Annotated in this window: 20 protein-coding genes; 10 read left to right on the top strand and 10 right to left on the bottom strand. The window is 61.8% G+C overall.

The features are described from left to right. Positions 1 to 23: 23 nt before the first annotated feature. Together ACP7CJ_RS11230 and ACP7CJ_RS11225 are read right to left on the bottom strand one after the other, a co-directional pair. Complete coding sequence (locus tag ACP7CJ_RS11230; RefSeq protein ID WP_426100361.1) at positions 24 to 5,195, bottom strand: NEL-type E3 ubiquitin ligase domain-containing protein; 5,172 nt, start codon at positions 5,193 to 5,195, stop codon at positions 24 to 26. Between the two features lie 88 nt (positions 5,196 to 5,283). Further along, a complete protein-coding gene (locus ACP7CJ_RS11225) occupies positions 5,284 to 6,228 on the bottom strand; it encodes a DnaJ C-terminal domain-containing protein (RefSeq protein WP_276196287.1) in 945 nt (314 codons plus the stop codon). A gap of 286 nt (positions 6,229 to 6,514) precedes the next feature. Between ACP7CJ_RS11225 and ACP7CJ_RS11220 the strand changes: the two genes are divergently transcribed. Next, a complete protein-coding gene (locus ACP7CJ_RS11220; protein WP_247400746.1) occupies positions 6,515 to 7,783 on the top strand; it encodes an Hsp70 family protein in 1,269 nt (422 codons plus the stop codon). A 321-nt stretch (positions 7,784 to 8,104) separates the two neighbouring features. Here ACP7CJ_RS11220 and ACP7CJ_RS11215 read toward each other — a convergent pair whose 3' ends face one another. The 3 genes from ACP7CJ_RS11215 to ACP7CJ_RS11205 all read right to left on the bottom strand — a co-directional run bounded on the left by ACP7CJ_RS11215 (position 8,105) and on the right by ACP7CJ_RS11205 (position 10,439). Continuing rightward, positions 8,105 to 9,118, bottom strand: coding sequence for an AI-2E family transporter (locus ACP7CJ_RS11215; RefSeq protein WP_276196285.1), 1,014 nt, complete (start codon positions 9,116 to 9,118; stop codon positions 8,105 to 8,107). Between the two features lie 161 nt (positions 9,119 to 9,279). Further along, positions 9,280 to 9,579: a PsiF family protein gene (locus ACP7CJ_RS11210; RefSeq protein WP_276196284.1), complete on the bottom strand. Its 300-nt coding sequence runs from the start codon at positions 9,577 to 9,579 to the stop codon at positions 9,280 to 9,282. A 71-nt stretch (positions 9,580 to 9,650) separates the two neighbouring features. Further along, on the bottom strand, positions 9,651 to 10,439 hold the full coding sequence (locus tag ACP7CJ_RS11205; RefSeq protein ID WP_276196282.1) for an AraC family transcriptional regulator: 789 nt from the start codon (positions 10,437 to 10,439) through the stop codon (positions 9,651 to 9,653). Positions 10,440 to 10,537: 98 nt separating this feature from the next. Between ACP7CJ_RS11205 and ACP7CJ_RS11200 the strand changes: the two genes are divergently transcribed. Continuing rightward, a complete protein-coding gene (locus ACP7CJ_RS11200; RefSeq protein ID WP_426100363.1) occupies positions 10,538 to 11,425 on the top strand; it encodes a DMT family transporter in 888 nt (295 codons plus the stop codon). Positions 11,426 to 11,537: 112 nt separating this feature from the next. On the opposite strand, the gene ACP7CJ_RS11195 is transcribed toward ACP7CJ_RS11200, so the two are convergent. Continuing rightward, complete coding sequence (locus ACP7CJ_RS11195) at positions 11,538 to 12,428, bottom strand: esterase/lipase family protein (protein WP_426100365.1); 891 nt, start codon at positions 12,426 to 12,428, stop codon at positions 11,538 to 11,540. 176 nt (positions 12,429 to 12,604) lie between these two features. Between ACP7CJ_RS11195 and ACP7CJ_RS11190 the strand changes: the two genes are divergently transcribed. After that, a complete protein-coding gene (locus ACP7CJ_RS11190; RefSeq protein WP_276196276.1) occupies positions 12,605 to 13,135 on the top strand; it encodes a ferritin-like domain-containing protein in 531 nt (176 codons plus the stop codon). A 212-nt stretch (positions 13,136 to 13,347) separates the two neighbouring features. Here the strand turns inward: ACP7CJ_RS11190 and ACP7CJ_RS11185 are convergent, their stop codons facing one another. Next, complete coding sequence (locus tag ACP7CJ_RS11185) at positions 13,348 to 15,417, bottom strand: AsmA family protein (protein ID WP_276196275.1); 2,070 nt, start codon at positions 15,415 to 15,417, stop codon at positions 13,348 to 13,350. Positions 15,418 to 15,775: 358 nt separating this feature from the next. Between ACP7CJ_RS11185 and ACP7CJ_RS11180 the strand changes: the two genes are divergently transcribed. Continuing rightward, on the top strand, positions 15,776 to 16,147 hold the full coding sequence (locus ACP7CJ_RS11180; protein ID WP_276196274.1) for a hypothetical protein: 372 nt from the start codon (positions 15,776 to 15,778) through the stop codon (positions 16,145 to 16,147). Between the two features lie 160 nt (positions 16,148 to 16,307). Then, positions 16,308 to 16,940 (top strand): TetR family transcriptional regulator, encoded by a 633-nt coding sequence (locus tag ACP7CJ_RS11175; RefSeq protein WP_253393162.1) that lies wholly within the window; start codon positions 16,308 to 16,310, stop codon positions 16,938 to 16,940. A gap of 4 nt (positions 16,941 to 16,944) precedes the next feature. On the opposite strand, the gene ACP7CJ_RS11170 is transcribed toward ACP7CJ_RS11175, so the two are convergent. Further along, entirely contained in the window at positions 16,945 to 17,451 is a 507-nt protein-coding gene (locus tag ACP7CJ_RS11170) for a C40 family peptidase (RefSeq protein WP_426100367.1), read from the bottom strand. A 338-nt stretch (positions 17,452 to 17,789) separates the two neighbouring features. Here ACP7CJ_RS11170 and ureE point away from each other — a divergent pair, with 338 nt between their 5' ends. The 5 genes from ureE to ACP7CJ_RS11145 all read left to right on the top strand — a co-directional run bounded on the left by ureE (position 17,790) and on the right by ACP7CJ_RS11145 (position 21,518). Beyond that, positions 17,790 to 18,290, top strand: a complete 501-nt coding sequence (ureE, locus tag ACP7CJ_RS11165) for an urease accessory protein UreE (RefSeq protein ID WP_247400546.1) — start codon at positions 17,790 to 17,792, stop codon at positions 18,288 to 18,290. Continuing rightward, positions 18,287 to 18,961 carry an urease accessory protein UreF gene (locus tag ACP7CJ_RS11160; protein ID WP_426100369.1) on the top strand — a complete coding sequence of 225 codons (675 nt, stop codon included), beginning with the start codon at positions 18,287 to 18,289 and terminating at the stop codon, positions 18,959 to 18,961. The genes ureE and ACP7CJ_RS11160 overlap by 4 nt, the downstream gene beginning before the upstream one ends. 38 nt (positions 18,962 to 18,999) lie before the next feature. Beyond that, positions 19,000 to 19,614 (top strand): urease accessory protein UreG, encoded by a 615-nt coding sequence (gene ureG / locus ACP7CJ_RS11155; protein WP_017849719.1) that lies wholly within the window; start codon positions 19,000 to 19,002, stop codon positions 19,612 to 19,614. 22 nt (positions 19,615 to 19,636) lie between these two features. Next, on the top strand, positions 19,637 to 20,209 hold the full coding sequence (locus ACP7CJ_RS11150) for a HupE/UreJ family protein (RefSeq protein ID WP_426100371.1): 573 nt from the start codon (positions 19,637 to 19,639) through the stop codon (positions 20,207 to 20,209). 187 nt (positions 20,210 to 20,396) lie between these two features. Continuing rightward, the gene (locus ACP7CJ_RS11145; protein WP_426100373.1) at positions 20,397 to 21,518 is read left to right on the top strand and encodes an AGE family epimerase/isomerase; all 1,122 of its coding nucleotides are present in this window, start codon (positions 20,397 to 20,399) and stop codon (positions 21,516 to 21,518) included. A 140-nt stretch (positions 21,519 to 21,658) separates the two neighbouring features. On the opposite strand, the gene ACP7CJ_RS11140 is transcribed toward ACP7CJ_RS11145, so the two are convergent. Both ACP7CJ_RS11140 and ACP7CJ_RS11135 read right to left on the bottom strand, forming a co-directional pair. Then, a complete protein-coding gene (locus ACP7CJ_RS11140; RefSeq protein ID WP_276196265.1) occupies positions 21,659 to 22,423 on the bottom strand; it encodes an SDR family oxidoreductase in 765 nt (254 codons plus the stop codon). Positions 22,424 to 22,509: 86 nt separating this feature from the next. Then, positions 22,510 to 23,727, bottom strand: a complete 1,218-nt coding sequence (locus ACP7CJ_RS11135; protein ID WP_426100375.1) for a TerC family protein — start codon at positions 23,725 to 23,727, stop codon at positions 22,510 to 22,512. Between the last annotated feature and the right edge of the window lie 39 nt (positions 23,728 to 23,766).

Here is a 23,766-nt window from a genome sequence, read left to right as displayed (position 1 = left end):
GGGTTGCGTTGCACGCCGCATGATCAATCGACGCTGCGCCCCATCGCCTGGTCGCAGAGCCGGCGCAGGATGTTTTTACTTTCCTCGGCCAACACGGCAATGTCTGCGTAGTATCGCGCGTCACTCATCACCTGGCCGGGGGCGATTTCGCTGGCGGGCTTGCCCAGGGTGCGGGCGGTGGTTTCGATGATTTTTCGTTGTGCGGCCTTTTGCGTATCCGACAGGTTGCCATCGGTGGCCCACGCCGTCTGCGCTTCCAGCAGATCATCCAGCGCCCGGCTCTTATTGAGCAGCACCTCAAACGCCTCGGCGTTTGTGGCTTCAAGGTAGTTGCGCCAGAAGTCCTGCTCGATCAGTTGTTCCCGCAGCAGATCGCCCTCCTCCAGGCGCGTGACACGCTCATAGGCGTCATCGAGCATCTTGGGGGTCACGTCCGGTTCACTGAAGCGCATGCTCCTGGATTGCCAGGGCAGGTCCAGCCTTTGGGCAAGCCCGGTGACATACGCCAGGTGGATCTCCACCTCATCCAGCGTGCGTAACCGGTTGCCTTGGTCATCGTACTGGGCAACCAAATTCCCCTCGGCATCGTAGCGAGGAAAAGGCCGCCCCTGTGCCCTGAGTTCTTCCACGCGGGCGCGGGCGATCCTGCCCACCTCCTCCAAGCGCGACTTGCCCTTGGCCAGGTCCAGCAGTTCAAGCCGGACCCATTCCGGGCGACCCGACGCATGGGCTTCCCACTGCAGTACCTCGACCCCCATCGCGTTGAACAGTTGGGCGCCGGCGTCAACACAGGTAGTCGGCGCCGTGGCCATTTGGAAGAGTTTTGCGCGTAGCCGGGGTTCGGCGTCGGCAGCCTCGAGCATGCGCCAGACTTTCGCCGTCAGTTCGATCTTGTACGGCGCTAAAAGCGCATCGGACGACTCCGACAGCTTTCTGATCTCATCGAAAAATGGTTCCGAACCGTGCGCGCCTTCCACGGCATCCCAGACCGGCTGTTTGGCCTGCCATTCGTCCGCCGTCAAACCGGCCATCCAGTGCGCACTGTCTTGCGTCCCGGCGGGCGGTAGGCGCCGCTGCGGGTCGATACCGACGGACTCGATATAGCCTCTGAGCGTGCTGCGCACCTCTGGCGTCAAGAGCAACTGGTCAACACGCGCGCGGGCGAGCACACCGGCTTGATCAGAGCCCAGGGCCACAGCGGGTATGCGGTCAATGGAGTTGGCGCTTAAATCCAGCACGAACGAGCGCGGCCGTGGCACCTCAAGGAGGCCTACAGGCCAGTCGGTCAGCCCGGTGCCGCCCAGCCAGAGCAATCGCAGCTCGCGCATTTGGCTGATATCAGGCGCGAGCCCCAACGGGTTGCCATCCAGCCACAGTTCGCGTAAATGCCGCATCAGCCTCAAGCGCCCGACCGCCTCTGCATCCAGAACGATATGGTTTTCCGCCATTTCCAGCACCCCAAGACGTGACATCTGCGTGATCTGCGGCGGCAGTCGAGTCAGCTCGCACGCGGCAATATCCAGGGCTTGCAGGGCGGTAAAGTGCGACAGGAACGGCACGTTTACATCGCTGAAATCGGAGTTCGACAGATCCAGCCCGCTCACATGGTCAAAGTTGGCACTCAATGCCGGCAGGCTTTGCAGTTGCCGGTGAAACGGTTTGTTCGCCAGTTCGATCTTCTGCCCCAGGTAGCGCCCGGCGGCGTCGTAATGCCGGGCGCCGATCCGGCGCCAGGCATCCTTGAGCGCGCGCACGATCTCGCTGCGCATCAGCAACTGTTCGTGGTAGGCCGGGCTGCCGAACTCACCCACGCCTTCAATCGGTACGCTCATCCAATGTTGCAGCGCGGCATCCAGCACCTTGTACTCGCGCTCCAGCGCCTTGAGCCACAGGTCGCTGTAGGGATCGTTGGCCGCCCGCAGTGCAATCACCTCCTCGTCGGTGAAGTCCGGGTACAAGCTGCTCAGGCGCGCCTCAAGGAGGCGATCCCAGTCCCCCAGGCCTACGCCCCGGCCACTCAAGGGATAGCCACGGCGATTGCCGGGCAAGACGCTGGGCGCGACGAAGAACGGCCGGCTCTCGGGCAGCATTTGCAACAGACTGCGTAATTGCGGCCGGGGCAAGGCATGTCGCTGGATCAGCGCCTTCAATTGTTGCCCCTGCCCGACGTGAGGCAAGCCCAGGGAAACGCGATGCGCATCAGGCAAAGCATGCTGGATCGAGCCATAGAGACTGTTGATGATGTACAGCGAATTGGCCGCTTCATCGAACGCCTGATACCGACCTGGAGACACCCACACCAGCACCTTGCGGCTGCTCGCGTCGACGGGGCCGACACTGGCGCGCAATGCGCCCTCGTAGTCACGTTCGCGCACCTCCAGCCGCAAGTCGTCTTGCCAGCCGGGCAGCGCTTCGAGGGTGTTGAGCACCAGCGTCTCGGTGTCCGGGCCGACCAGGGCCTCCAGGTACAGCCCTTGATAGGCGCGCACCAGGCGCACCTGGCGCTGCATGCCACGGGCCTTCTGAGCCAGCGCCAGCGGCACCTTGCCGGTGTGTTTGAGGCTCACCAGCTCAGCCGTAGGCGCACCGTCAAGCAACTCGCGGCCCATGGCATTCGGCAAACCTTTGAAATCACGCTGCAACACCTGCAATGCCGAGTCGGCGACAGGCGCCTGACGGTGATACAAACTGTTGAACAACCGCGCGCGTTGCCCGACCGAAAAATCCGCCAGGGCCGATTGAAGCAGCGTTATGCGCGCGGCGTTATCGACGGGAATGTACTGATAGAACTGGCGCAGGATCTGCGCCACCTGGTCTCGACTGAACGCCTGGATGATGCGTTCGGGTAATTTGCCGGTCATCAGGTCCGTCATGCTGATGTTGATCACCTGCGTCGCGGACTGCCCCGCAGGCGCGTACCGAACACGTTGGGTCGCTGCTCCCGAGCCCTCAGTCACTTCAATGGCCCACGAAGCCGGCCACTCTGGCAGCTCTACCGCCAGCGGCACCGCATACTGGGCCAAGGGGCTGGACAGGTTGCCGCTGCGAATCAGCTCGCTCACCTTCACCGCATCGGCGTAGGCCCGAAACTGGCTGGCCGTGTCGTTAAGCACGGCCGGGACCGCCGCGCTTTCGCTGTGTACGCGGCGCAATACGCCGTCATCCACGTCACTGACCGTGCGAATCTGCTCCAGCTCGATGTCGTTGAAAGCCTCCATGGACGATCCCAGGCGTTGCATCAAGCGTGGCGGCTGCCAGCTCAGCGGCTGCTCCATCTCATGGTGCCAGCCACCGGAACCGTTGTGACGGATCTCCGGCTGGTAGGCATCGGGGCGCCGCGGATGCTGAATGCGATATTTGCCGGGGTACGGGTCTTTTTTCAGCTCCAAGGGCTGGCCTTCGAGCAGCAGAATCTGGTCACGCCCATAGATATGCAAGCCTTCCGCCGAGGGCAGCGAATCCGCCGCGATGTGGATGTTGCGCACATAGGGTTTGAGGTCCGGCTTCCAGAGCCGGACTTTGCCGCCGGGCACTTTGACCAACTTCAGGCTTTCGACAAACGGCGAGACGCTAAAGTGGAAAACCACTGCGCCGGCGCCGAGCATCACCAGGTTTCCCAACACATCGCCCACGTGCAACCATCCGGCCTCGCGGTCCCCGGAGCTCAGCTCATGAACCCCTTCAAAGACCTCAAACAGCAACTGGGCAGCCGTCACCGCCAACATCGCATAGCCCAATGGCGGCACCGCCATCGAGACCGTATTCAACACCAACATGCCCAGGCCCAGGTAATGCGACCAGCGGCGGGCGCGGTTGGCGGCATCGGCATGCGCGGTCGTTATGGCTTCGGCGAGCCCATCGTCCAGCAAGCGCTCGAGCTGGCTTTCGTAGAGTTCGTCCCACAGGTCGATGATGCTCCAGAGCCCCTTGATCGGGTCGCTGTTGATATCCAGATTCGGGCCTTTGATGGGGATTCGAACGGTATGGGCGGGGTCACCCAGCACCTGGGTGAACGGCGTCGGCGCGAGCAATTTTGACCAGAACTGCCCACGCTCCGAGCGCATCCACCGCGCCGCCCATGACTGCTGCGGCGCGTCATCGACCAACTCCGTCAACCGGCGAAAGTAATAGGGGCGGTCCTTTTTGGCCACAAAACGGCTGAAAAACACTTGGTATTGCGTGGGTTCGATGCCCTTGGATCGGTCGTCATCTTGGCTGCCGTGGGTCAGGCGGTCCGTCATGTCCTGGCGGAATTCGGCAAACGACGCGTAGCGCTTGATCGGCTGGACCGGATCGTCGGGAAACCAGGCGATAAACCAGGTGCCATAACGCCGGATCACGCTCGGCTCGATGAGCAAACAGCCTTGAAGCCGCAGGTGCATCAGGCAGGGCGTGCTGTACCAGATCTGTTTGTCGCCGATCTTGATGTTTTGCTCACCGCTGGCCACTTTCAACAGCAACGCAAAATCATCCGCGCCGATATCCCCCTTGAGCAACGCGAGGTGCGCCGCGACCTTGAGGGCGTCTTTTTTCCAGCGGGTAAAGCGCAGGCGCAACAACGCCTCGTCGACCACATTGGCGCAGCGCAGGTGGCTATTGAGGTAGGCCTGGTACTGACCGCCCAGGTCCAGCTCACGGCAGAGCGTGACGAACGTATCGAGGGGAAGCGCGGTGGTGACACGCTCAAAACGACCGGTGTCATCGTTGGGCCGGGTGATGAAACCTGAAGCACTGTTGAAAAAGCCGGGCGCCGCTTCCGGTGCTTCAAAGTTGTTCAGCGCCGCTTGCAGCAGGGAAAACGTCTTGGTCTTGAACCCGCCCGTTTGCCGGCCGAAGGCGTCTTCTGCCGGCACATACAGCAGCAGATACGTTTGCTGCACATCCAGCGTGTAACCGGCGTCTTTTAGTGCGGTTTCCAACAACGGCCGGGCGAACGCCGTGACCGTCTGGACCTTTGCCATCTGCGCTTCCCATTGGTTCAATGAGTTCCAACTGGCGTCGACAAAGGTCTTGAGCGTGTCTTTTTGCTGCTGCGTGGTCCAGATGTACCAGCCAGGCAACTCAGGGCTGAGCTGGCGCAGTGCGGCGCGGTTGTGCGCGGAGGCGTTGACGAGTGCCTGCGGTATCAGGCTGGCGAGCGTTGCGTAGTGCTGCCCTTGGTCTCCCGCAGGAAGCGGGGCTTGGGTATGGGCCATGAAAAACTACCTCATTGTGAAAATGAGCAGCTTATTCATGGCCCCCACGGGCCTGGGCCTAACTATGCAAGACAGTTGCCCGGGTGGATCAGTTGTTCCAGCCTTTGCGCGGATCGAAGGCGGCGCTGTCGGCCAGTGCCTTCCACAACCCGAGCACTTCCTCGCTGGCCTCTTTGGGCATCACCACTTTCAGTTGGATGAACAGATAACCGCGCTGCCCGCCCTTGTTCATCAGGCCATGGCCCTTGGCGCGCATGCGCTGGCCGTTCTGGCTGCCGGCCGGGACCTTGAGGTTGATCTTGCCGGTCAGGGTCGGCACGGCGACTTCGGTGCCCAACGCCAGTTCCCACGGTGCCACCGGCACGGTGATCACCAGGTTTTCGCCTTCGACCTCGAATGTTGGGTGCGGCGCAAACTTGACGATCAGGTACAGATCACCGTTGGCCCCACCGCCAATGCCCGGTGCGCCCTGGCCTTTGAGGCGGATGCGCTCCCCGTCGGTGACCCCGGAGGGGATCTTCACGTTCAGGCTCTTGACGGTGTTGCTGACATGCCGGCCCGAAGCGTCGTATTGCGGTACCTGGAAGCTGATCTGCTTGGACTCGGTGGACAGCGTCTCTTCAAGAAACACCGACAGTTGCATCTCCACATCCTGGCCTTTGCGCCCGGTACTGCGGCGCTGACCGCCGCTGAAGCCGTCGCCACGGGCGCCGAAGATCGAGCTGAAAAAGTCCGAAAAATCCCCCTGATCCTCGCCGCCACTGTAGCCGCCACGGCTCTGCCAGCCCGGTGGCCCCTGGAACGGCTGGCCATGCTGGCCGTATTTGCGCAACTCATCGTACTCGGCGCGCTTGTCGGCGCTTTTCAGCGCTTCATAGGCTTCAGACGCGTCCTTGAACTTGGCTTCGGCGTCTTTTTCCTTGCTCACGTCCGGGTGATATTTGCGCGCCAGCTTGCGATAGGCGGTCTTGATCGCCTTGTCGTCCGCCGTCGGCTCCACGCCAAGGATCTTGTAATAGTCTTTAAAGTCCATCTGGGGGGTCACCCTCCGTCATCGATATCGCACAGCCAGCGGCACAGCATGCGCCGGTTTGCAGCGTTTGGATTGACTGAACTCAATCCCAAGCCGATGGCTGCGTCAGAAGTTTATCGGCACCGCACGAATAACCTTGCAGCCACCGACCGTATGCTGGACAAGTTGGGGGCAAACGCTGGTCTTTCAAGGCGCGCGGCCGGCTATTTAACAGATCGTCGGCCTACGCATCTGCGCGCGGGTGGCATACACTGCGCGGCCGTTTTTCAACCGGAACCCGATAGACATGAAAAACCCATCCCCAGCCCGTGCCTGCGGCATCGACTTTGGCACGTCCAACTCCACCGTCGGCTGGATTCGTCCCGGCATGGAAACGCTTATCGCGCTGGAGGACGACAAAATCACCTTGCCGTCGGTGGTGTTCTTCAACTTCGAGGAGCGCCGCCCGGTCTACGGTCGCCTGGCGCTGCACGAATACCTGGAGAACTACGAAGGCCGGCTGATGCGCTCGCTCAAGAGCCTGCTGGGTTCCAAGCTGATCAAGCATGACACCAGCGTGCTGGGCACCGCGATGCCGTTCACCGACTTGCTGGCGCTGTTTATCGGCCAACTCAAGAGCCGCGCCGAAACTGCTGCCGGCCGCGAGTTCGAAGAAGTGGTGCTGGGTCGCCCGGTATTTTTCGTCGATGACGACCCGATGGCCGACCAGGAAGCCGAAAACACCTTGGTCGACGTGGCACGCAAGATCGGCTTCAAGGACATCTCGTTCCAGTACGAACCGATTGCCGCGGCCTTCGACTACGAGTCCACCATCGAAAAAGAAGAGCTGGTGCTGATTGTCGACATCGGCGGCGGTACCTCGGACTTCTCGCTGGTGCGCCTGTCGCCGGACCGTCGTCACAACGACAACCGCCACGACGACATCCTCGCCACCGGCGGCGTCCACATCGGCGGTACCGACTTCGACAAACAGCTCTCGCTGGCCGGCATGATGCCGCTGTTCGGCTACGGCAGCCGCATGAAAAGCGGCGCCTACATGCCCACCAGCCACCACATGAACCTGGCCACGTGGCACACCATCAACTCGGTGTACTCGCAAAAATCCCAGCTGGCGTTGGGCAGCATGCGCTACGACATCGAAGACACCGGCGGCATCGACCGCCTGTTCAAGCTGATCGAACAGCGTGCCGGCCACTGGTTGGCGATGGAAGTCGAAGAAACCAAGATCCAGCTGACCCACGAAAACAGCCGCCATGTGCTGCTCGACCGGGTGGAGCCAGGGTTGAGCGTGGACCTGAGCCGTGCGCTGTTCGAGTCGGCCATCGATGCGCTGCTCGAGCGCGTGCGTAACAGCGTCACCCAATTGCTCACCGACGCGTCGGTGGACGTGGCGCAGGTGGACACGGTGTTCTTTACCGGCGGTTCCAGCGGCATTCCGGCGCTGCGCCACAGCATCTCGGCGATGCTGCCGAATGCGCGGCATGTGGAAGGGAATATCTTTGGCAGTATCGGTAGCGGGTTGGCGATTGAGGCGAGCAAGCGCTACGGCTGCTGATCTGCCCTCAACTCACGGGCACTGAAAATCAAAATGTGGGAGGGGGCTTGCCCCCGATGGCATTCGCTCAGTTGATACCTGCATCGACTGAAACTCCGCTATCGGGGGCAAGCCCCCTCCCACATTGGATTGCATCAAGGCTGGGCGTTGAGGAGGGTTGCCATTAGTTGATTGACCCGCTCCGCCGCCTCCAACTTTTGAAATGCAATCTAAATTGTGGGAGGGGGCTTGCCCCCGATTGCAGTGGGTCAGTCACCAGGAATATTGACTGACACATCGCTATCGGGGGCAAGTCGAATCGTCGCACCGCCCCTCCCACACTCAGACCATCCCACCGAGCTTCAACTCACTCTTCAAATACGCGTAGTAAATCGGCCCAGCCACCACGCCTGGTAGGCCGAACGCGGCCTCGAACACCAGCATCGCCAACAACAACTCCCAGGATTTGGCACTGATCTGCCCGCCGACGATCCGCGCGTTGAGGAAGTACTCGACCTTGTGGATCACGATCAAATACCCCAGCGCCGCCACCGCCACCCAGATCGACAGCGACAGCGCGACGATGGTGATCAGGGTGTTGGACATCAGGTTGCCGATCACCGGCAGCAGGCCGAGCAGGAAGGTCAGCACGATCAGGGTTTTGGTCAGCGGCAGGTGAATCCCGCACAGCGGCAGCACCACGGCGAGGAACACGGCGGTAAACACGGTGTTGAGGGCCGCGATCTTGATCTGTGCAAAGACGATGTTACGAAACGCCTGGACCAACAGGTGCAGACGATCGAACAGCGCGGCGGCCAAGGGTTTGCGTTTGGTCAGGTCAGGCACGCGCTGCAGCGCCATGATCGCGCCGAGCACCATGCCGATCAGCAGGGTGACGAACATGTGGGCGGCATCTTTGCCCACCAGTTGCAGGTCGCTCAGGTGTTTGCTGATCCAGTCGCCAATGGCCACCCGGAATTCGGCGGCGCTGGCGGGCAGGTAGGCATCGAGAAACGGTGGCAGTTGGCCGCGCGCGCGGTCGACCACGCCCATGAATTTGTCGAGGGAGGCCCCGGGATTTTCCGCTTCGTGGAGCAGGAAGCTGATCGCGCCGGCAAAAATCAGGGCCAACACGCTGACGATCAAGGTGCCGAGCAAGGCGACGGCGAGCCAGCGCGCACGCCGACCTTCGATCAGCCGTTGCAGTTGAGGGGTAAGCATGTTGACCAGTTCAAACACCAACAGACCGGCCAGCAGGCTGGGCAGTAACTTCAGCGGCAGAACCAGCAGTAACCCGCCGAAAATGATGATGTAACTGGCCAGCAACAACACGTGACGCTGAGAAAACGTTGGCATACAGCCTCAAAACGAACGGCGTTAAAGGATGGGCAGTCTGCCAGCCTTGGCGGAATCAAGCGAGGGGATCGGTGGTGAATGCGATCAAGTGTGGGAGCTGGCGTGCTATCGCAGGCAAGCCAGCCTCACACATTTGCTCTTCAGCGGCCGCGAAATCGCCATCAGCCTTTGAGGCAGGTGCTCATGAACGTCTTGCGTGCATCGCCAATCAGCGCCTTGGTTTTCGCCGACGCATTGCAATCCTTCATCTTCTGCTGCTGCGGGGTCAATGTCTTCGCATCATTGGCCGCCGGCGCCGACAGGCAGGTTTTCATGAAGGTCTTGCGCTCCTCGCCCTTGAGCGTCTTGGTGGTGGCCTCGGCATTGCAGGTGGTCATTTTAGTTTGCTGGGCGGTCGCGGCAAAACCTTGGGAACACAGCATCAGGCCCATCATCAACAACGGAATTCGCAGCATCTTCATGGAGTTTTCTCCCTGTTACCGTGCCGGACGGCACGGCCTACCGACGAGTGTAGCCAAACCTTGTAACATCTTCACCGGCCACGGATGTTTGCCCGTCGGTACTGCTCCGGGGTACAGCCGGCGTGGCGCTGGAACATCGCGATAAACGCCGAGGCGGTGCTGTAGCCGAGGTCGAAGGCCACCTGTTGCACGCTGCGCTCGCTGTCGAGGGCTTCGATGGCTGCCAGGTAGCGCAGGCGCTGGCGCCATTCGCCGAAGCTCATGCCCAGCTCGCGCACAAATTGGCGGGCCAGGGTGCGTTCGCTCACATGCACCTGCTCGGCCCATTGCGCCAAGGGGCGGCTATCCCCCGGTTCGGCCTGCATGCCTTCGAGCACGCCGAGCAGCCCGGATTGGCGCGCGTAGGGCAGGAAACCATCGTGGACCGGTGCCTGCTTGAGCTGGTCCACCAACACCTGGGCCAGGCGGATATCGGCTTCGGTGTGGGGGATGTTGACGTCACGCTGGGCGAAGTCACTGAGAATCGCCTTGAGGATATCGCTGATCGCCAGGGTACAAGGCTGCTTGGGCAGTTGCGCGCACAACGCCGGGGCGAGGCCCACCGAGCGGTAGACAATTGCCTGGGCATTGTAGGAACTGTGCTCGGTGTCCGGCGGTATCCACACCGCGTACTGCGGCGGCGACATAAAGCGGCTGCCGGCCACTTCCATGCGCATCACCCCGCTGGCCGAATAATCCAACGAACCCCAGAAGTGCCGGTGCGGGGTGCATTCGGTGTTCGGGGCAAAATCGGAGTAACGGAAGTACACCGGGCTCGGCAGGCTGGGGAAATCCGCAAGGCGGACGGTGTGTCTGGGCATGTTGTCTGGATTCAGAGGTCGTTTGTCTGGATCGCAGTATAGGCTTCGATCCAGACAGAGGGATAATCGCGCCTCATCAACACATTGGGCTGCTTTCAATGCAATACGCGTATCCCCTGCTGGCCATTTTCATCTGGGCCGGCAACACCGTGGTCAACAAACTGGCCGTGGGTTCGATCTTCCCCGCTGAAATTGGCTTCTACCGCTGGTTGCTGGCGGCGCTGCTGTTTACCCCGTTCATGCTCAAGCCGGTGATTGCGCAGTGGCCGATCATCCGCCCGAACCTGGGCAAGATATTTATCCTCGGCGTGCTGGGCATGGCGGTGTATCAAAGCCTGGCCTATTACGCCGCGTCGCTGACCAGCGCCACCAACATGGGCATCATCCTGTCGCTGATGCCATTGATGGCGTTGACGGCGGCGATCATCAGCCTCGGCCAACGCCTGACGTTTGGCGCACTGAGCGGCGCGCTGCTGTCGTTCGCCGGCGTGGTGGTGGTGGTGTCGTCCGGCAGCCTGGGCGCGTTGCTGCAACACGGGGTCAACCTGGGCGACGCGATGATGCTGGTCGCCACCCTGGCCTACGCGGTCTACAGCACCCTGCTGAAAAAATGGCAGCTGCGCCTCCCGCCGTTGGTGTTGCTGTATTTGCAGGTGCTGGTGGCGGTGGTGGTGCTGTTTCCGCTGTTTCTGTTTTCGGCAAAAGCCGGGCTGGGCTGGGCGAATATCCCGTTGGTGCTGTACGCCTGCCTGCTGGCCTCGATGCTCGCGCCGTTGGCCTGGATGCACTCGGTCAAAACCCTGGGGCCGAGCCGCACCACGTTGTTTTTCAACCTGCTGCCGCTGATTACCGCGCTGATTGCGGCGCTGGTGTTGAAGGAAGCGTTGGCGCCGTATCACCTGGTGGGCGGGCTGTTGACGTTGGGCGGGGTGATTTTGTCGGAGCGCTGGACCACGCCGGTTGGCCGCAAGCTGGGCGTTGCCTGAGCTATCGCTATCGGGGGCAAGCCCCCTCCCACATTGGACCGCGTTCGCCCTGGCGCCTCGGTCAACTGTGGGAGGGGGCTTGCCCCCGATGAACGATAACGCGGTGCATCTGCTACACCCCAGCCGCCTTGAGCCGCCGCGCATGCTCGACAAACAAGCGGATCGGCTGCGCCCCCTTGCCCACCAACCCCAGCGACTGGTTGACGATATCGAAATGGTCGAGGGCGTAGTCATCGCCGATCACCGTGCCCAGGTGTGAGCTGTAGCGCCCGACCATGCCATCGCACTGGCCCTTTTCGCGCACGAAGCTGCGGGCGAACAGGCGACAACTGCGATTCGTGCCATCGAACAGGTTGCGCCCGCGATCGGTCTTACCCGGTTGCAAGGTGCCGGACCACGAGTAATAGCGCACGCCATTCACCGCTTCGGCGCCCTGCCCGCCCCACGTCTGCGGCAATCCCTGGGGATATTCACGATTAAACAACGCCACCCCCGCGCGGGTCAGCGACTGGTGCGAGGCGTGCAGGTCCGCCTTGAAGCGCGGGCCACGGTAGCCGGTTTCGAGCAGGCTCATGACGGCGGCGACCAAGTGAAACAGCGCGCTGACGACCCGGCCTTTGACGCTGTCCATCGGGTAATGGGCATGGAAATAATCCGCCAGCTCCGAGCCGTGATTGGGCCCGGCCACCGACGTCACCGACGCGATCCACTCCGGGCGCTTGGCGGCGGCATAACGCGCGGTGAGCGCGCCCTGGCTATGGCCGATCAGGTTGACCTTGTCGGCGCCGGTTTCGCGGCGAATCCGCTCGACCTGCACCAGCAACTGCTCACCGCGCACCTCACTGGCATCGAGCGGCGCCACCTGCACCGCAAACACCTGCGCCCCACCCGCCCGCAGCGCCGGGACGATGCCATACCAGTAAGGAAACAACCCCAGGCGCACAAACCCCAGCATGCCCGGCACCAGCACCAAGGGGTAACGCGTGGCTAACGACTGCGACATGAAGCGAACGTCCTTGATCAAGAAAGGATGCGAGCAGGCTAACCCAATCCGGCGACGCGCTGATGACACCTGTCGGTAAATCCAATAAAACTTTTTGCGTTGCGCACGACTCACACCTTGGAGCGATCACGCCGGCAGAGCGTGGCGTAAAACCGGATTAGCACCAGGAGATTGAGATGACCGAAGCACACTTGACTGACGTTGCGACCCTGCGCCAGCGCGCCCGCCAGAACGTCGAAAACGGCGCCGTGACCGAAGGCTACGGCGCCGACCGCGAAGAGATCATTCGCCTGCTCAACGCCTCGCTGGCCACTGAACTGGTCTGCGTGCTGCGCTACAAGCGCCACTACTTCATGGCCAGCGGCGTGAAAGCGCAGATCGCCGCTGAAGAATTCCTCGAACATGCGACCCAGGAAGGCGAACACGCCGACAAACTCGCCGAACGTATCGTGCAGTTGGGTGGCGAGCCGGAATTCAACCCGGACCTGCTGTCGAAGAACGCCCACGCGCAATACGTGGCCGGCAACAATTTGAAGGAAATGGTCTACGAAGACCTCGTCGCCGAGCGGATTGCGGTCGACAGCTACCGCGAAATCATCCAGTACATCGGCGATAAAGACCCGACCACTCGCCGTCTGCTTGAAGAAATCCTGGCTCAGGAAGAAGAGCATGCGGATGACATGGCGGATATTCTCGAAAGTCTGTAAATGACTGCGCATCTAAAAAGGGGGAAGCGGGTTAGCCCGCTTCCCCTTTTGACCGTCAGTTCGTCAGAAACCATGATAGGGCCATCCCCGCCATGGACGAGAGTGTGAGCAGGTAGGGAAGAACACTGTCACTGTGGCGAGGGAGCTTGCTCCCTCGCCACGGGTTAGCGGTTGCCCGCTCTATCGCTTAACTGACCGGCATTAGCGCCGAATCAACCTTTCACAGTCTTCGGCGCCTTGCCTTCCTTCATCTGCTGCAACAACGGCGCGCACTGATTGGGCACATCACCGCTCGGCGCGACCAGTGCCAGCAACCCGGCGGCCGGGCCGGCGATGATCCCCAACGCGACCATGCCGGCGCCGCGCAGTGCCAGGGGGATGGCTTTCACGCCGGCATTCGGTTTGATGAACGGACCGTTCACATACAGCGGTGAGCGCAGGGAGAACAGGCGGAAGCCTTTCGACTCCGGGGTGATGGTCAGGTCAAGCTGCTCCGAGGCCATGTTCGCCGTGCCATCGATGTAGATGATCGCGTTCTCGGTATCGAACACAAACAAGCGTGTGGTCGCGAGCCCGGTCTTGATGCCGAAGTCCGCCGCTGCGCAGTTGATCTTCACTTCCTTGTCGCCAAACAAACGCCCGACGACGTAGTTGCCCACGTTGAGCCCGACGATTTCCATCAGCCCCCGGCTGATGGCGCCGTCGTTGATCAGCATCTTCAGGTCGCCGTTGGCCGAGCCCAGCAACGCCGCCACCGAGTTGCCGCGCCCGGCAATATCCGCATCGCCATTGAGTTCGCCAAAGCTGGTTTTCATCGGTTCGAAGGTCGGGAACAACTGCTTGAGCTTGAAGTTGCGCGCGGTCAATTTGGCGCGGCCTTCCATTGGCGTGACGCGCCCGTTCAGGCGAATCTGCGCATCGAGCTTGCCGCCAGCCACGCCGAACCGCAGGGGTTGCAGGCTCAGTTCGCCGTCGGTGAGCACCAGGTGCGTGTAGAGGTCGGTGAAGGGCAAGTCGGTGCTGTGGACGATGCGTTTGCCGGTGAATTCGACGTCGGCATCCATGTCACGCCAACGCTCGGTGCGGAAGGCTTCCACCGGCAGTACTTTGGTCGCCGGCTGTTTACTCATCCCGCCCCGGGCCTTTTGCTTGGCGTTGGAATCAGCACCGATCAAGGGGGCAAGGTCGGCCATCAACAGTTGATTGGACACCAGCGTGCCGCTGAGTTTGGGGCGTGGCTGGCTGGCGACGTAGGCCAGGTTGCCGTGGATATCGCTGGCGCCGATCTTGCCGTTGAAGTTTTCGTAGCGGAACGTCGCGCCGCTGGCTTGGTGCAGTTGGGCGATCAGGTGCCCGTCGGTGGAATAGGCCGGCGAGTCCGGCAGGGTGACACCGGTCAGCGGGTACAGGTTGCCCAGGCTTGCGCCTGCGAGTTTCAAGCGCAGGTCCAGGGCGCCGAGATTGAGCGGGTCGGTCAGGGTGCCGGCCAGGGCGATGCGGGTGTCGGCGATGTTCACCTGGGCTTGCAGCGGGAACGGCTTGGCCGCGTCCTGCAAAGCGAGCAGGCCGCCGATCTTGCCGCTGCCGTCGAGTTTCTGGCCGTGGTACTGGCCTTTGACCTTGAGACCGAACGCGTAGTCCTGGGGGGCCGCGCCTTTTTCCAGGGCCTTTTTGGCATCCGTCTCGCCGACGATTTCACCGAAGGGGATGGGTTTGCCCAACGGGTCGACGATCACGTCCAGCTGGGTTTTGAGGGTCTGGTCGTCGAGCGTCACGTGGCCCTTGTCGAAGCCGATGGCGCCGATCTCCACCACCCAGTTGGAGGGCTCAGCGTTGGGGTCCTTGGGATCAAATGTGAATACCCAGTTGGCACGCCCATCGGCCAGGCGCTGCAACTCGGCGCTCGGCTCGGTGAGGTCGATGCGCGGGATCACCACGCGCTGCACCAGCAAGGCCAACGGTGAGATACGCAGTTCCACTCGCTTGAGCGTGACCATTTGCGGGGTTTTCGACCACTCGGGGTTGCCCAGGCTCAGGTCTTCGGCGATCACATGGGGCCATGGCACCCAGGCACGCCAGCCACCCTGGTCCAGTTCACGGCGCCACACCACCGCCAGGTTGCCATTGACGGCAAACGGGCGATGCAGTTCTTCGGAGACCTTGGCATTGAGCGGCGGTTTGATGCGGTTCCAGTCGAAGAACAACAAAAACACCACCACCACGACGATTGACAGAACGATGCTGGCGCAACACCAAGCGACGATTTTACGAGTGCGCGTCATTGCACAGAACTCCTGAATACGACTGGCCGAGTCACAGCCCTTAAGACAACTTATACAGCTAGGACTGGCAAACCACCCCGGGGTTTAACCCGATCGGCGTTTTGCCAGAAAAAACCCATTTTTCTGACCGCCTCGACAGTTTTTTCCTACGCCAGCGCACCATTGGTACCCAGGTGCGTGTCGAAAATACCCAGTACGGTGCAAAACCGCGGGCTTGAGAGGCACGACTTAGAGCCTCCTACGAGAACAATCAATTCCGTTGATTATTACCATTGTGTTTATGAACTTTTATATCGACTTATCGAGAGTAGCATTAGCCCCGTACCCACTTAATCGCCCTCCCAAGGAGCAACCGATCATGAAACGCCAAGTACTCGCTACCGTGCTGCTGTCTGTCCTCGCTTCCAGTGCTTTTGCCCTGCCGGCCGCTGAACAAGCGATCCCACAAGTCAAAGCCGATGCCGTTCAGTTCAGCCAAACCCTCGCCCGTAGCGGGTCGCAAGAAGAAGAGAACCGTGACTACGCCAAAGGTGCCGTTGCTGAAAATGGTTCGGAACAAGCCAACAAACGCGCTTACACCGAAGGTGTAACCGAAAACGGCCGCAACCGCCTGGAAGAGAAAGGTCTGGTTGAAGGTGGTGCTGAACAAGCCAACGAACGCGCCTACACCCAAGGTGTTGCTGAAGGTGGTGCTGACCGTCTGCAAGAACTGCATCAAGCTCAGAGCTAAGCCCGTGGTGGCCCGGAAAAAAGCCCGATCCCTGGATCGGGCTTTTGACTTTTTGCAGAACGTGTCACGTATCCACGCAGCAATCCCCCGCCAAGTTCGACGTCAATGAAGCGGTTTTGCTAGAGTGCGTCGCTGTACTTGCCGACAAAGCCCGCCTGCCATGCTGCCCCGTGCCGAACAGAAGCAACAGACCCGCCTCGCCCTGATGGACGCAGCCCGCCATCTGATGGAGTGTGGCCGTGGGTTCGGCAGCCTGAGCCTGCGCGAAGTGGCCAAGACGGCCGGGATCGTGCCCACCGGGTTCTATCGTCACTTTGCCGACATGGACCAACTGGGCCTGGTGCTGGTCAGCGAAGTCGGCCAGACCTTCCGCGCTACGATCCGCCTGGTGCGCCACAACGAATTCGTGATGGGCGGCATTATCGATGCGTCCGTGCGGATCTTCCTGGATGTGGTCTCAGCCAATCGTTCGCAATTCCTGTTCCTGGCCCGCGAACAGTACGGTGGCTGCCTCGCCGTGCGCCAAGCCATCGGCGCCTTGCGCGAAGACATCACCCGTGACCTGGCCGCCGACCTGACCTTGATGCCCAAGCTCCAGCACCTGGATGCCGACGGCCTGCACGTGATGGCCGACCTGATCGTCAAAAGTGTGTTCGCCACCCTGCCTGACATCATCGACCCGCCCGCCCACGCGCTGCCCGCCCATCTCACGCCCCAGGCGAAAATCACCCAGCAGTTGCGCTTCATCTTCATTGGCCTCAAGCACTGGCAGGGCCTCGGCAGCACCGAGTAAGCCGTCAACCCGCTTTATGGAAACGCTTGGCGCCGGTGTAGTTCTTGTTCCAGTAGTTGTTGCCGAGCGAATCGATGCGCACGTTCTTGCCGGCCCGCGGCGAATGAATGAATTTACCTTCGCCGATATACAGCCCCACATGGCTGACCTGGCCGCGCCCGTTGCCTTTGAAAAACACCGCGTCCCCCGGCTTGAGCTCGTTGCGCTTGACGGTCGCGGCCGTTGAACGGTGCATCGCCGCCGTGGTACGCGGGATATGAATGTTGGCTTCGGTCTTGAACAGATAGACCAGGAAACTGCTGCAATCAAACCCCTGCTCGGCCGAGCTGCCGCCCCATTTGTAAGGCGTGCCCAGCAAGGCATGGGCGCGGTCGATCACATTCGCCACCGAAGACGATGGAACACCTTGCAGCGAAGAGCCGAAGGTCGATTGGGATTTCAGGTTGGCCGAGGCCGATGAGATGACACAAGAGAGAGAGAAAAGGATTAAAAAGAAAAATGACTTGAACATGACGAACATCGCTGTGGTGTAAAGACGGCGCAAATCCTAAAGAAATAGTGCGTAGCTTTTTGAACGCCGAATCCGGTTACCGCGTAGGAGAAATCCGAAAAAGTACAAGTGCGAAATAGATGAAGGAAACTTCATACTGCACGTACACGATATCCACACAAATGCACCCATCCAGTGCCACACTTCCAGTGCGCGCACCAAATTGAAGCACGCAGAAAAATAGCTGACGCCCTATTCGGTGGCACGGCCTGTTTACCTACAGGGAATTCCTACCCCCGCACGTGATTGGCAAGCCCCTTGCTCTAGCTCTCTTATCGCTCATAGCTGGAAGCCTTCTGATGCTGGTGATCCACCGCCGAATCGCCCCGCAAGCCCTCTGGGCCGCCGAGTTGCTGCTGAACTTCGAAGCCCGCAGCAAAAGCCGCCTGCGCTGTTTCAGTGCCGACGGCGAAGACGTCGGCCTGTTCCTGGAGCGTGGCCAGCCGCCGCTGCACGATGGCGAGTTCCTACAGGCTGAAGACGGACGTGTCGTGCGTGTCTGCGCGCGCCCTGAACAATTGCTGCACGTCACCTGCCGCAACGCATTTGAACTGACCCGCGCCGCGTATCACCTGGGCAATCGCCATGTGGCCTTGCAAGTGGGCGACGGCTGGCTGCGCCTGCTGGATGATTACGTGCTCAAGGCCATGCTTGAACAACTGGGCGCGCAGACCGAAAGCCTCGAAGCGCCGTTCCAACCGGAACACGGGGCCTACGGCGGCGGGCACCATCATTCGCGCCATGGCGATGAAGATTTCAACTACCCGCCGAAGCTGCATCAATTCGGCGTGCGTTTATGAACCCAGCCTGGGCGCTGCTGCGTCTGGCCAGTCCGCAATTGCCGATTGGCGGCTACAGCTATTCCCAGGGCCTGGAAATGGCCGTGGAAAATGGCCGCGTCAAGGATGCGCCCGGCGCCCGCCGTTGGATCAGCGACCAGTTGCTGCTCAACCTCGCGCGTTTCGAAGCGCCACTGTTGCTCGCGCATTGCCGCGCCGCCGTGGCCGGCGATTGGTCGCAACTGGCGCAACGGTGCGAAGAACACCGCGCCAGTCGCGAGACCCGCGAGCTGTATCAGGAGAGCCGGCAGATGGGGTACTCCCTGCAGCAACTGCTCAACGGCCTGCCGGAACTGGACGACGCGGCGCGTGATTTTCTCGCACAACACGCCGAGCCGCATCTGGCGCTGGGCTGGGCCTTGGCCGCACGCGCCTGGGGCATCAGCCCGGACGACGCCCTCGCCGCCTGGCTGTGGAGCTGGCTGGAAAACCAATTGACCGTGCTGATGAAAACCCTGCCGCTCGGCCAGCAAGCCGCGCAGCGCCTGACCAGTGAACTGCTGCCCCTGCTGCAGCACGCCCAACAGGACGCCGGCCGCATCGAGCCCAACCATTTGGGCAGCGCCGCGTTCGGCCTGTCCCTGGCGTGCATGGCCCACGAGCGCCAGTACAGCCGCCTGTTCCGTTCATAAGCGCGTTTACTTTGGCGCCTTTTATTTTGGAGAAGCACATGAACACACAACCTTTGCGTGTCGGCATCGGCGGCCCGGTGGGCTCCGGCAAGACGGCCCTGACCCTGGCCCTGTGCCTGGCCTTGCGCGATCGCTACAACCTGGCGGTGGTCACCAACGACATCTATACCCGCGAAGACGCCGACTTCCTGGTGCGCAATCAGGCCCTGGCGCCCGAACGCATCATCGGCGTGGAAACCGGCGGCTGCCCGCACACGGCGATCCGTGAAGACGCCTCGATCAACCTGGAAGCGGTGGACCAACTGAACCGGCGCTTTCCCGGCCTGGACCTGATCCTGGTCGAGTCGGGCGGCGATAACCTGTCGGCGACGTTCAGCCCGGAGCTGTCGGACCTGACCATCTATGTGATCGATGTGTCGGCCGGCGACAAGCTGCCGCGCAAAGGCGGTCCGGGTATCTGCAAATCCGACCTGCTGGTGATCAACAAGATCGACCTAGCGCCCCTGGTCGGTGCCTCGCTGGAGCTGATGAACAGCGACACCCAACGCATGCGCAACGGTAAACCCTTTGTGTTCAGCAACCAGAAAACCGGCGTCGGCCTGGATGAGATCGTCGCCTTCATCGAACGCCAGGGCCTGCTGACCGCGGCCTGATCAACCCATAAGGAAGCTGTCCATGAGCCTGAAAAAACTCTTCACCGCCGCCGCCCTGCTGCTCGCCCCAGCCCTGGCCTTCGCTCACCCGGGTCACGGTGACAACGGCCTGGTGGCGGGTATCAGCCATCCATTGGGCGGTCTCGACCATTTGCTGGCCATGGTGGCGGTCGGTTTGTGGGCCGCCCAGCAAAAAGGCGCGGCGCGTTGGGCGCTGCCCTGCACCTTCGTCGGCACTATGCTGCTGGGCGGCCTATTGGGCTTTGAAGGCCTGGCGTTGCCGGCGCTGGAAAGCGGGATTGCCGCTTCGGTGCTGGCCCTGGGCCTGGCCGTTGCGCTGGCGGTGCGGCCGCCATTGTTCATGGCGCTGGGGGCCACGGCGTTGTTCGCGCTGTTCCACGGCGTGGCCCATGGTTTGGAGCTGCCGGACATGTCCAGCCCTTGGGCGTATGCCGCCGGATTTGTCGGCGCAACCGCTGTGTTGCACGCGGCCGGTTATGCCGTGGTGCGCTGGCTGCCGACTGCGGCGGCGCCGTTGGTGCGGGTTGCCGGGGCGGCTTCGGCGGCGACTGGGGTTTGGTTACTGGCTGGCTGATTTGCGGCGCGATTAAGCGCCTCATCGGGGGCAAGTCGAATCGTCGCACCGCCCCTCCCACATTCGCTTGGGTTCACAGCTCAAACCTGTGGGAGGGGGCTTGCCCCCGATAGCGGTGGCGCAGACACCACCGCTCCCAAGCCTGCTACCATGCGCGCCTACACCCCTGCCGTGACGACGCCAGCCGATGCCCATCGCTCCAAGCTCCGCCCCTCAGCCTTCCTTGAATGCCGTGCTCACGCACTTCCATGACCTGATCGTGCCGCTCTGGCAGGGCCCGGGCTGGAACGCCGAGCTGGCGCTGCCCTATGAGGCGCTGGACGCCGACCACCGGCCGTTGCCGCCGCAACGCTACCGTGCCATGGCCTGCGCCCGGCAGTTGTACCTGTTCGCCAGCCTGATCGGCGAACCCGGCGCAGCCTTTGCCGAAGACCGCGCCGCCGAGTTGTTCCGCTCGCTGCAACGGCATTTCCACGACGCCGAGCACGGCGGCTGGTTCTACAGCATCGACCCCGCCGGCCAGCCGCTGGACAAGCGCAAGGATCTCTACACCCACGCCTTCATCATCTTCGCCTGCGCCCATTACTGGGCCAAAGTGCGCGAACCGCTGGTGGAGTCGGTGTTAAATGCGGCGCTGGAAGTGGTCGCCCAACGCTTCGCCAGCGGCGATGGCCTGTACGAGGCGGTGCTGGAGCGTAACTGGTCGTCGCTCAAGTCCGGCCCATTGCAAAACCCGTTGATGCACCTGGCTGAAGGCTTCCTCGCCACCCTGGCGGTGCGTGCAGACGCCGAGGTGCAAAGCGCATTACTGGCCTTGGCGACGGCCATGCAGCAGCGTTTCATCGAGCCCCAGCATGGCGTGATGATGGAAAAACCGCTGGGTGCTGTGGATAACTGGTTTGAGCCGGGGCACCAGTTCGAATGGTTCTTCTTGCTCGAGTCTTCAGACGTGCTGCGCGGCACACCGCTGCATGCTTCGCTGACGCGGGCCTTTGCTTATGCCGAGCACAAGGGTGTGGATAAGCAGACTGGTGCGGTCAGCGGCATGCTCACCCTGGACGGCAGTGTGCGCGACGGCACCCAGCGCATCTGGGCGCAGGCGGAATACCTGCGCGCATTGACCTTGCGCCCGGGCAGCGAAGCCGTGCTGCGGCGCCAGTTGCTTGCGTTGCAGCAACGCTTCCTGCATGCCAAAGGCTGGCATGAGTGCCTGGATGCCCAGGGCAGCGTGAGCCGACGGGATATGCCGTCGACCACGCCGTATCATCTGGCGACTTGTTATCAGGGGTTGGTCAAGGTTTTCGGTTGACCTCAGGGGCCTCATCGGGGGCAAGTCGAATCGTCGCACCGCCCCTCCCACACTGGATTGGGTTCACAGATTTTGATGTGTGAACCCATTCAAATGTGGGAGGGGGCTTGCCCCCGATGCAGGCGACTCGGTCTAACCCCTTACTTGGCCCCACGCTCAATCGCAAACCCGGCCCAGGTCTGGCTCACCGGCATCAGCTCCAGGCGGTTGATGTTGACGTGCGCCGGGGTGTTCAGCACCCAGAAGATGGTGTCGGCGATGTCCTGCGGCTGGATCGGCTCGGCGCCAGCGTAGGTGGCGTCGTAGCGCGCCTGGTCGCCGCCGAAGCGCACCAGGGAGAACTCGCTTTCGCACAGGCCCGGCTCGATGTTGGTCACGCGCACGCCGGTGCCTTGCAGGTCGCAGCGCAGGTTCAGCGAGAATTGCTTCACGAACGCTTTGGAACCGCCATACACGTGGCTGCCCGGGTACGGGTAGCTGCCGGCGATGGAGCCCAGGTTGACGATCCCCGCACCGCGACCATGAGCGATCAGGCGTGGCAGCAGCAGGCTGGTGGTGGTCAGCAGGCCCTTGATGTTGGTATCGACCATGGTTTCCCAGTCGTCGAGGCTGCACTTGGGCGCGGGGTCGGTGCCCACGGCCAGGCCGGCGTTGTTGATCAGGCCACGCAGCGTGGCGAACGACGGCGGTAGGTTGGCGATAGCGTCTTCCATGCCCTTGCGGTCACGCACGTCGACCACCAGGCCGTGTACTTCGGTCTGCTTGGAAAGCTCTTCGACCAGCGCGTTCAAACGCTCGGCACGACGACCGGTGAGCACCAGTTTCCAGCCGGCTTCGGCAAACCGACGGGCGCAGGCTTCGCCGAAACCGGACGTGGCGCCGGTGATAAACAGAGTGGATGTCATGTTGCTCTCCTCGAAGGGCCGCTGTAGCCACAGATAAAAACCGTGAGCAGCATGCCCGGCTCGGCGCGCAGCGGCAACCGCGCCGTCTATCGGCTTAAGGCACATTGGATCTGTGCGAAGCTGCCTCCGTTCAAGGTCACCACCGTGGCGCTGGTTTTTTCGATTTCATCCGGCAGGCTCAGGTGCAAATCACGCTCTGCGCTCTGGGGGTTTTCCCATAGGATTTTCTTGTAGTCCACGTAGCCTTTGGCTTCACCGCCACCGGCCACCAGGCGCACCGTGCTGCCACCCGGTCGGAAGTAAAGCGTAGTGCTCGCGCCGGTACAGAGGTAAGCGTTGTCCTTCTGTGGCGTGGGCATCAGGTGGCCAGACAAACCGCCAATCAGGCCGTATAGCAACCCGCTGGCCAGCAGAATCACGACGATACCGGTAAGCACGCGGATCAGCCCCGCATAGGGGCGCTTTTCGTGGCGAGCCTCCGCGAGTACCTCGACAGGCTGTGGCGCAACCGGCTCACGCGGCAGCGGCAGCGGCAGCGACTGCACCTGCGCCAGCATCAGCACCGGCTCAATCACCGGCACCGGCACCACCGTTCGCAACCTGGGCGCAGGCCGGGGCAAGCGTAGACGTTGGCGCTGGATAATCCCTGACTGGACCAGCACAAAGACAGCACACAACAACGGCACTACCTGGTTCAGCGCGGGGGACTGAGTATTGACCCACCCCACCACCACCGGATCGGATACCGCAATGTCACCCGCGATGTACCCCAACAGGGCGCCCCCCACCGGCACCAGCATCCGATAACGCTGCAACAGGCCACTGACCCAGACGCTACCGAACATCAACATCGGCACGCTCAACAGCAGGCCCAGCACCAGATAGAACAGATTGCCTTGCGCCACAGCCGCCAGCCCGACCACGTTATCCAGGCTCATGATCAGGTCGGCGCTCAACACCGTCAGCACCGCACTGCCGAGGGTCATCAGCGAAGGAACCGGTGGCTGGCCGTCTTCTGCTGCTTCTTCTTCGCAGAGTAAACGGATTGCAATCACCACCAACAACAGCGCCCCGGCCAACTTGAACCAAGGCACCAGCAGCAGCCAGCCGGCCAGGGTCGTCAACAGTACGCGCAGGATAATCGCCCCGCTGGTGCCGATCATCACCGCCCGCCGCACTTGCTCTGCCGGCAGGCCTCGACAGGCCAGGGCAATGACCAGCACATTGTCGCCAGACAGGATCAAGTCCAGGACAAACACCTGAAAGACCATACTCAGCCCGTGCAGCGCACCTTCAAATAACATGCAGAAAATTCCTGAACAAAGAGGGCGTCATCCCAGAGT

This window comes from Pseudomonas sp. PSPC3-2, assembly GCF_049897085.1.
GTDB lineage: Bacteria > Pseudomonadota > Gammaproteobacteria > Pseudomonadales > Pseudomonadaceae > Aquipseudomonas > Aquipseudomonas paraveronii.
Note: the sequence above shows the minus strand (reverse complement) of the source record. Positions and strands in the feature narration are given on the sequence as shown.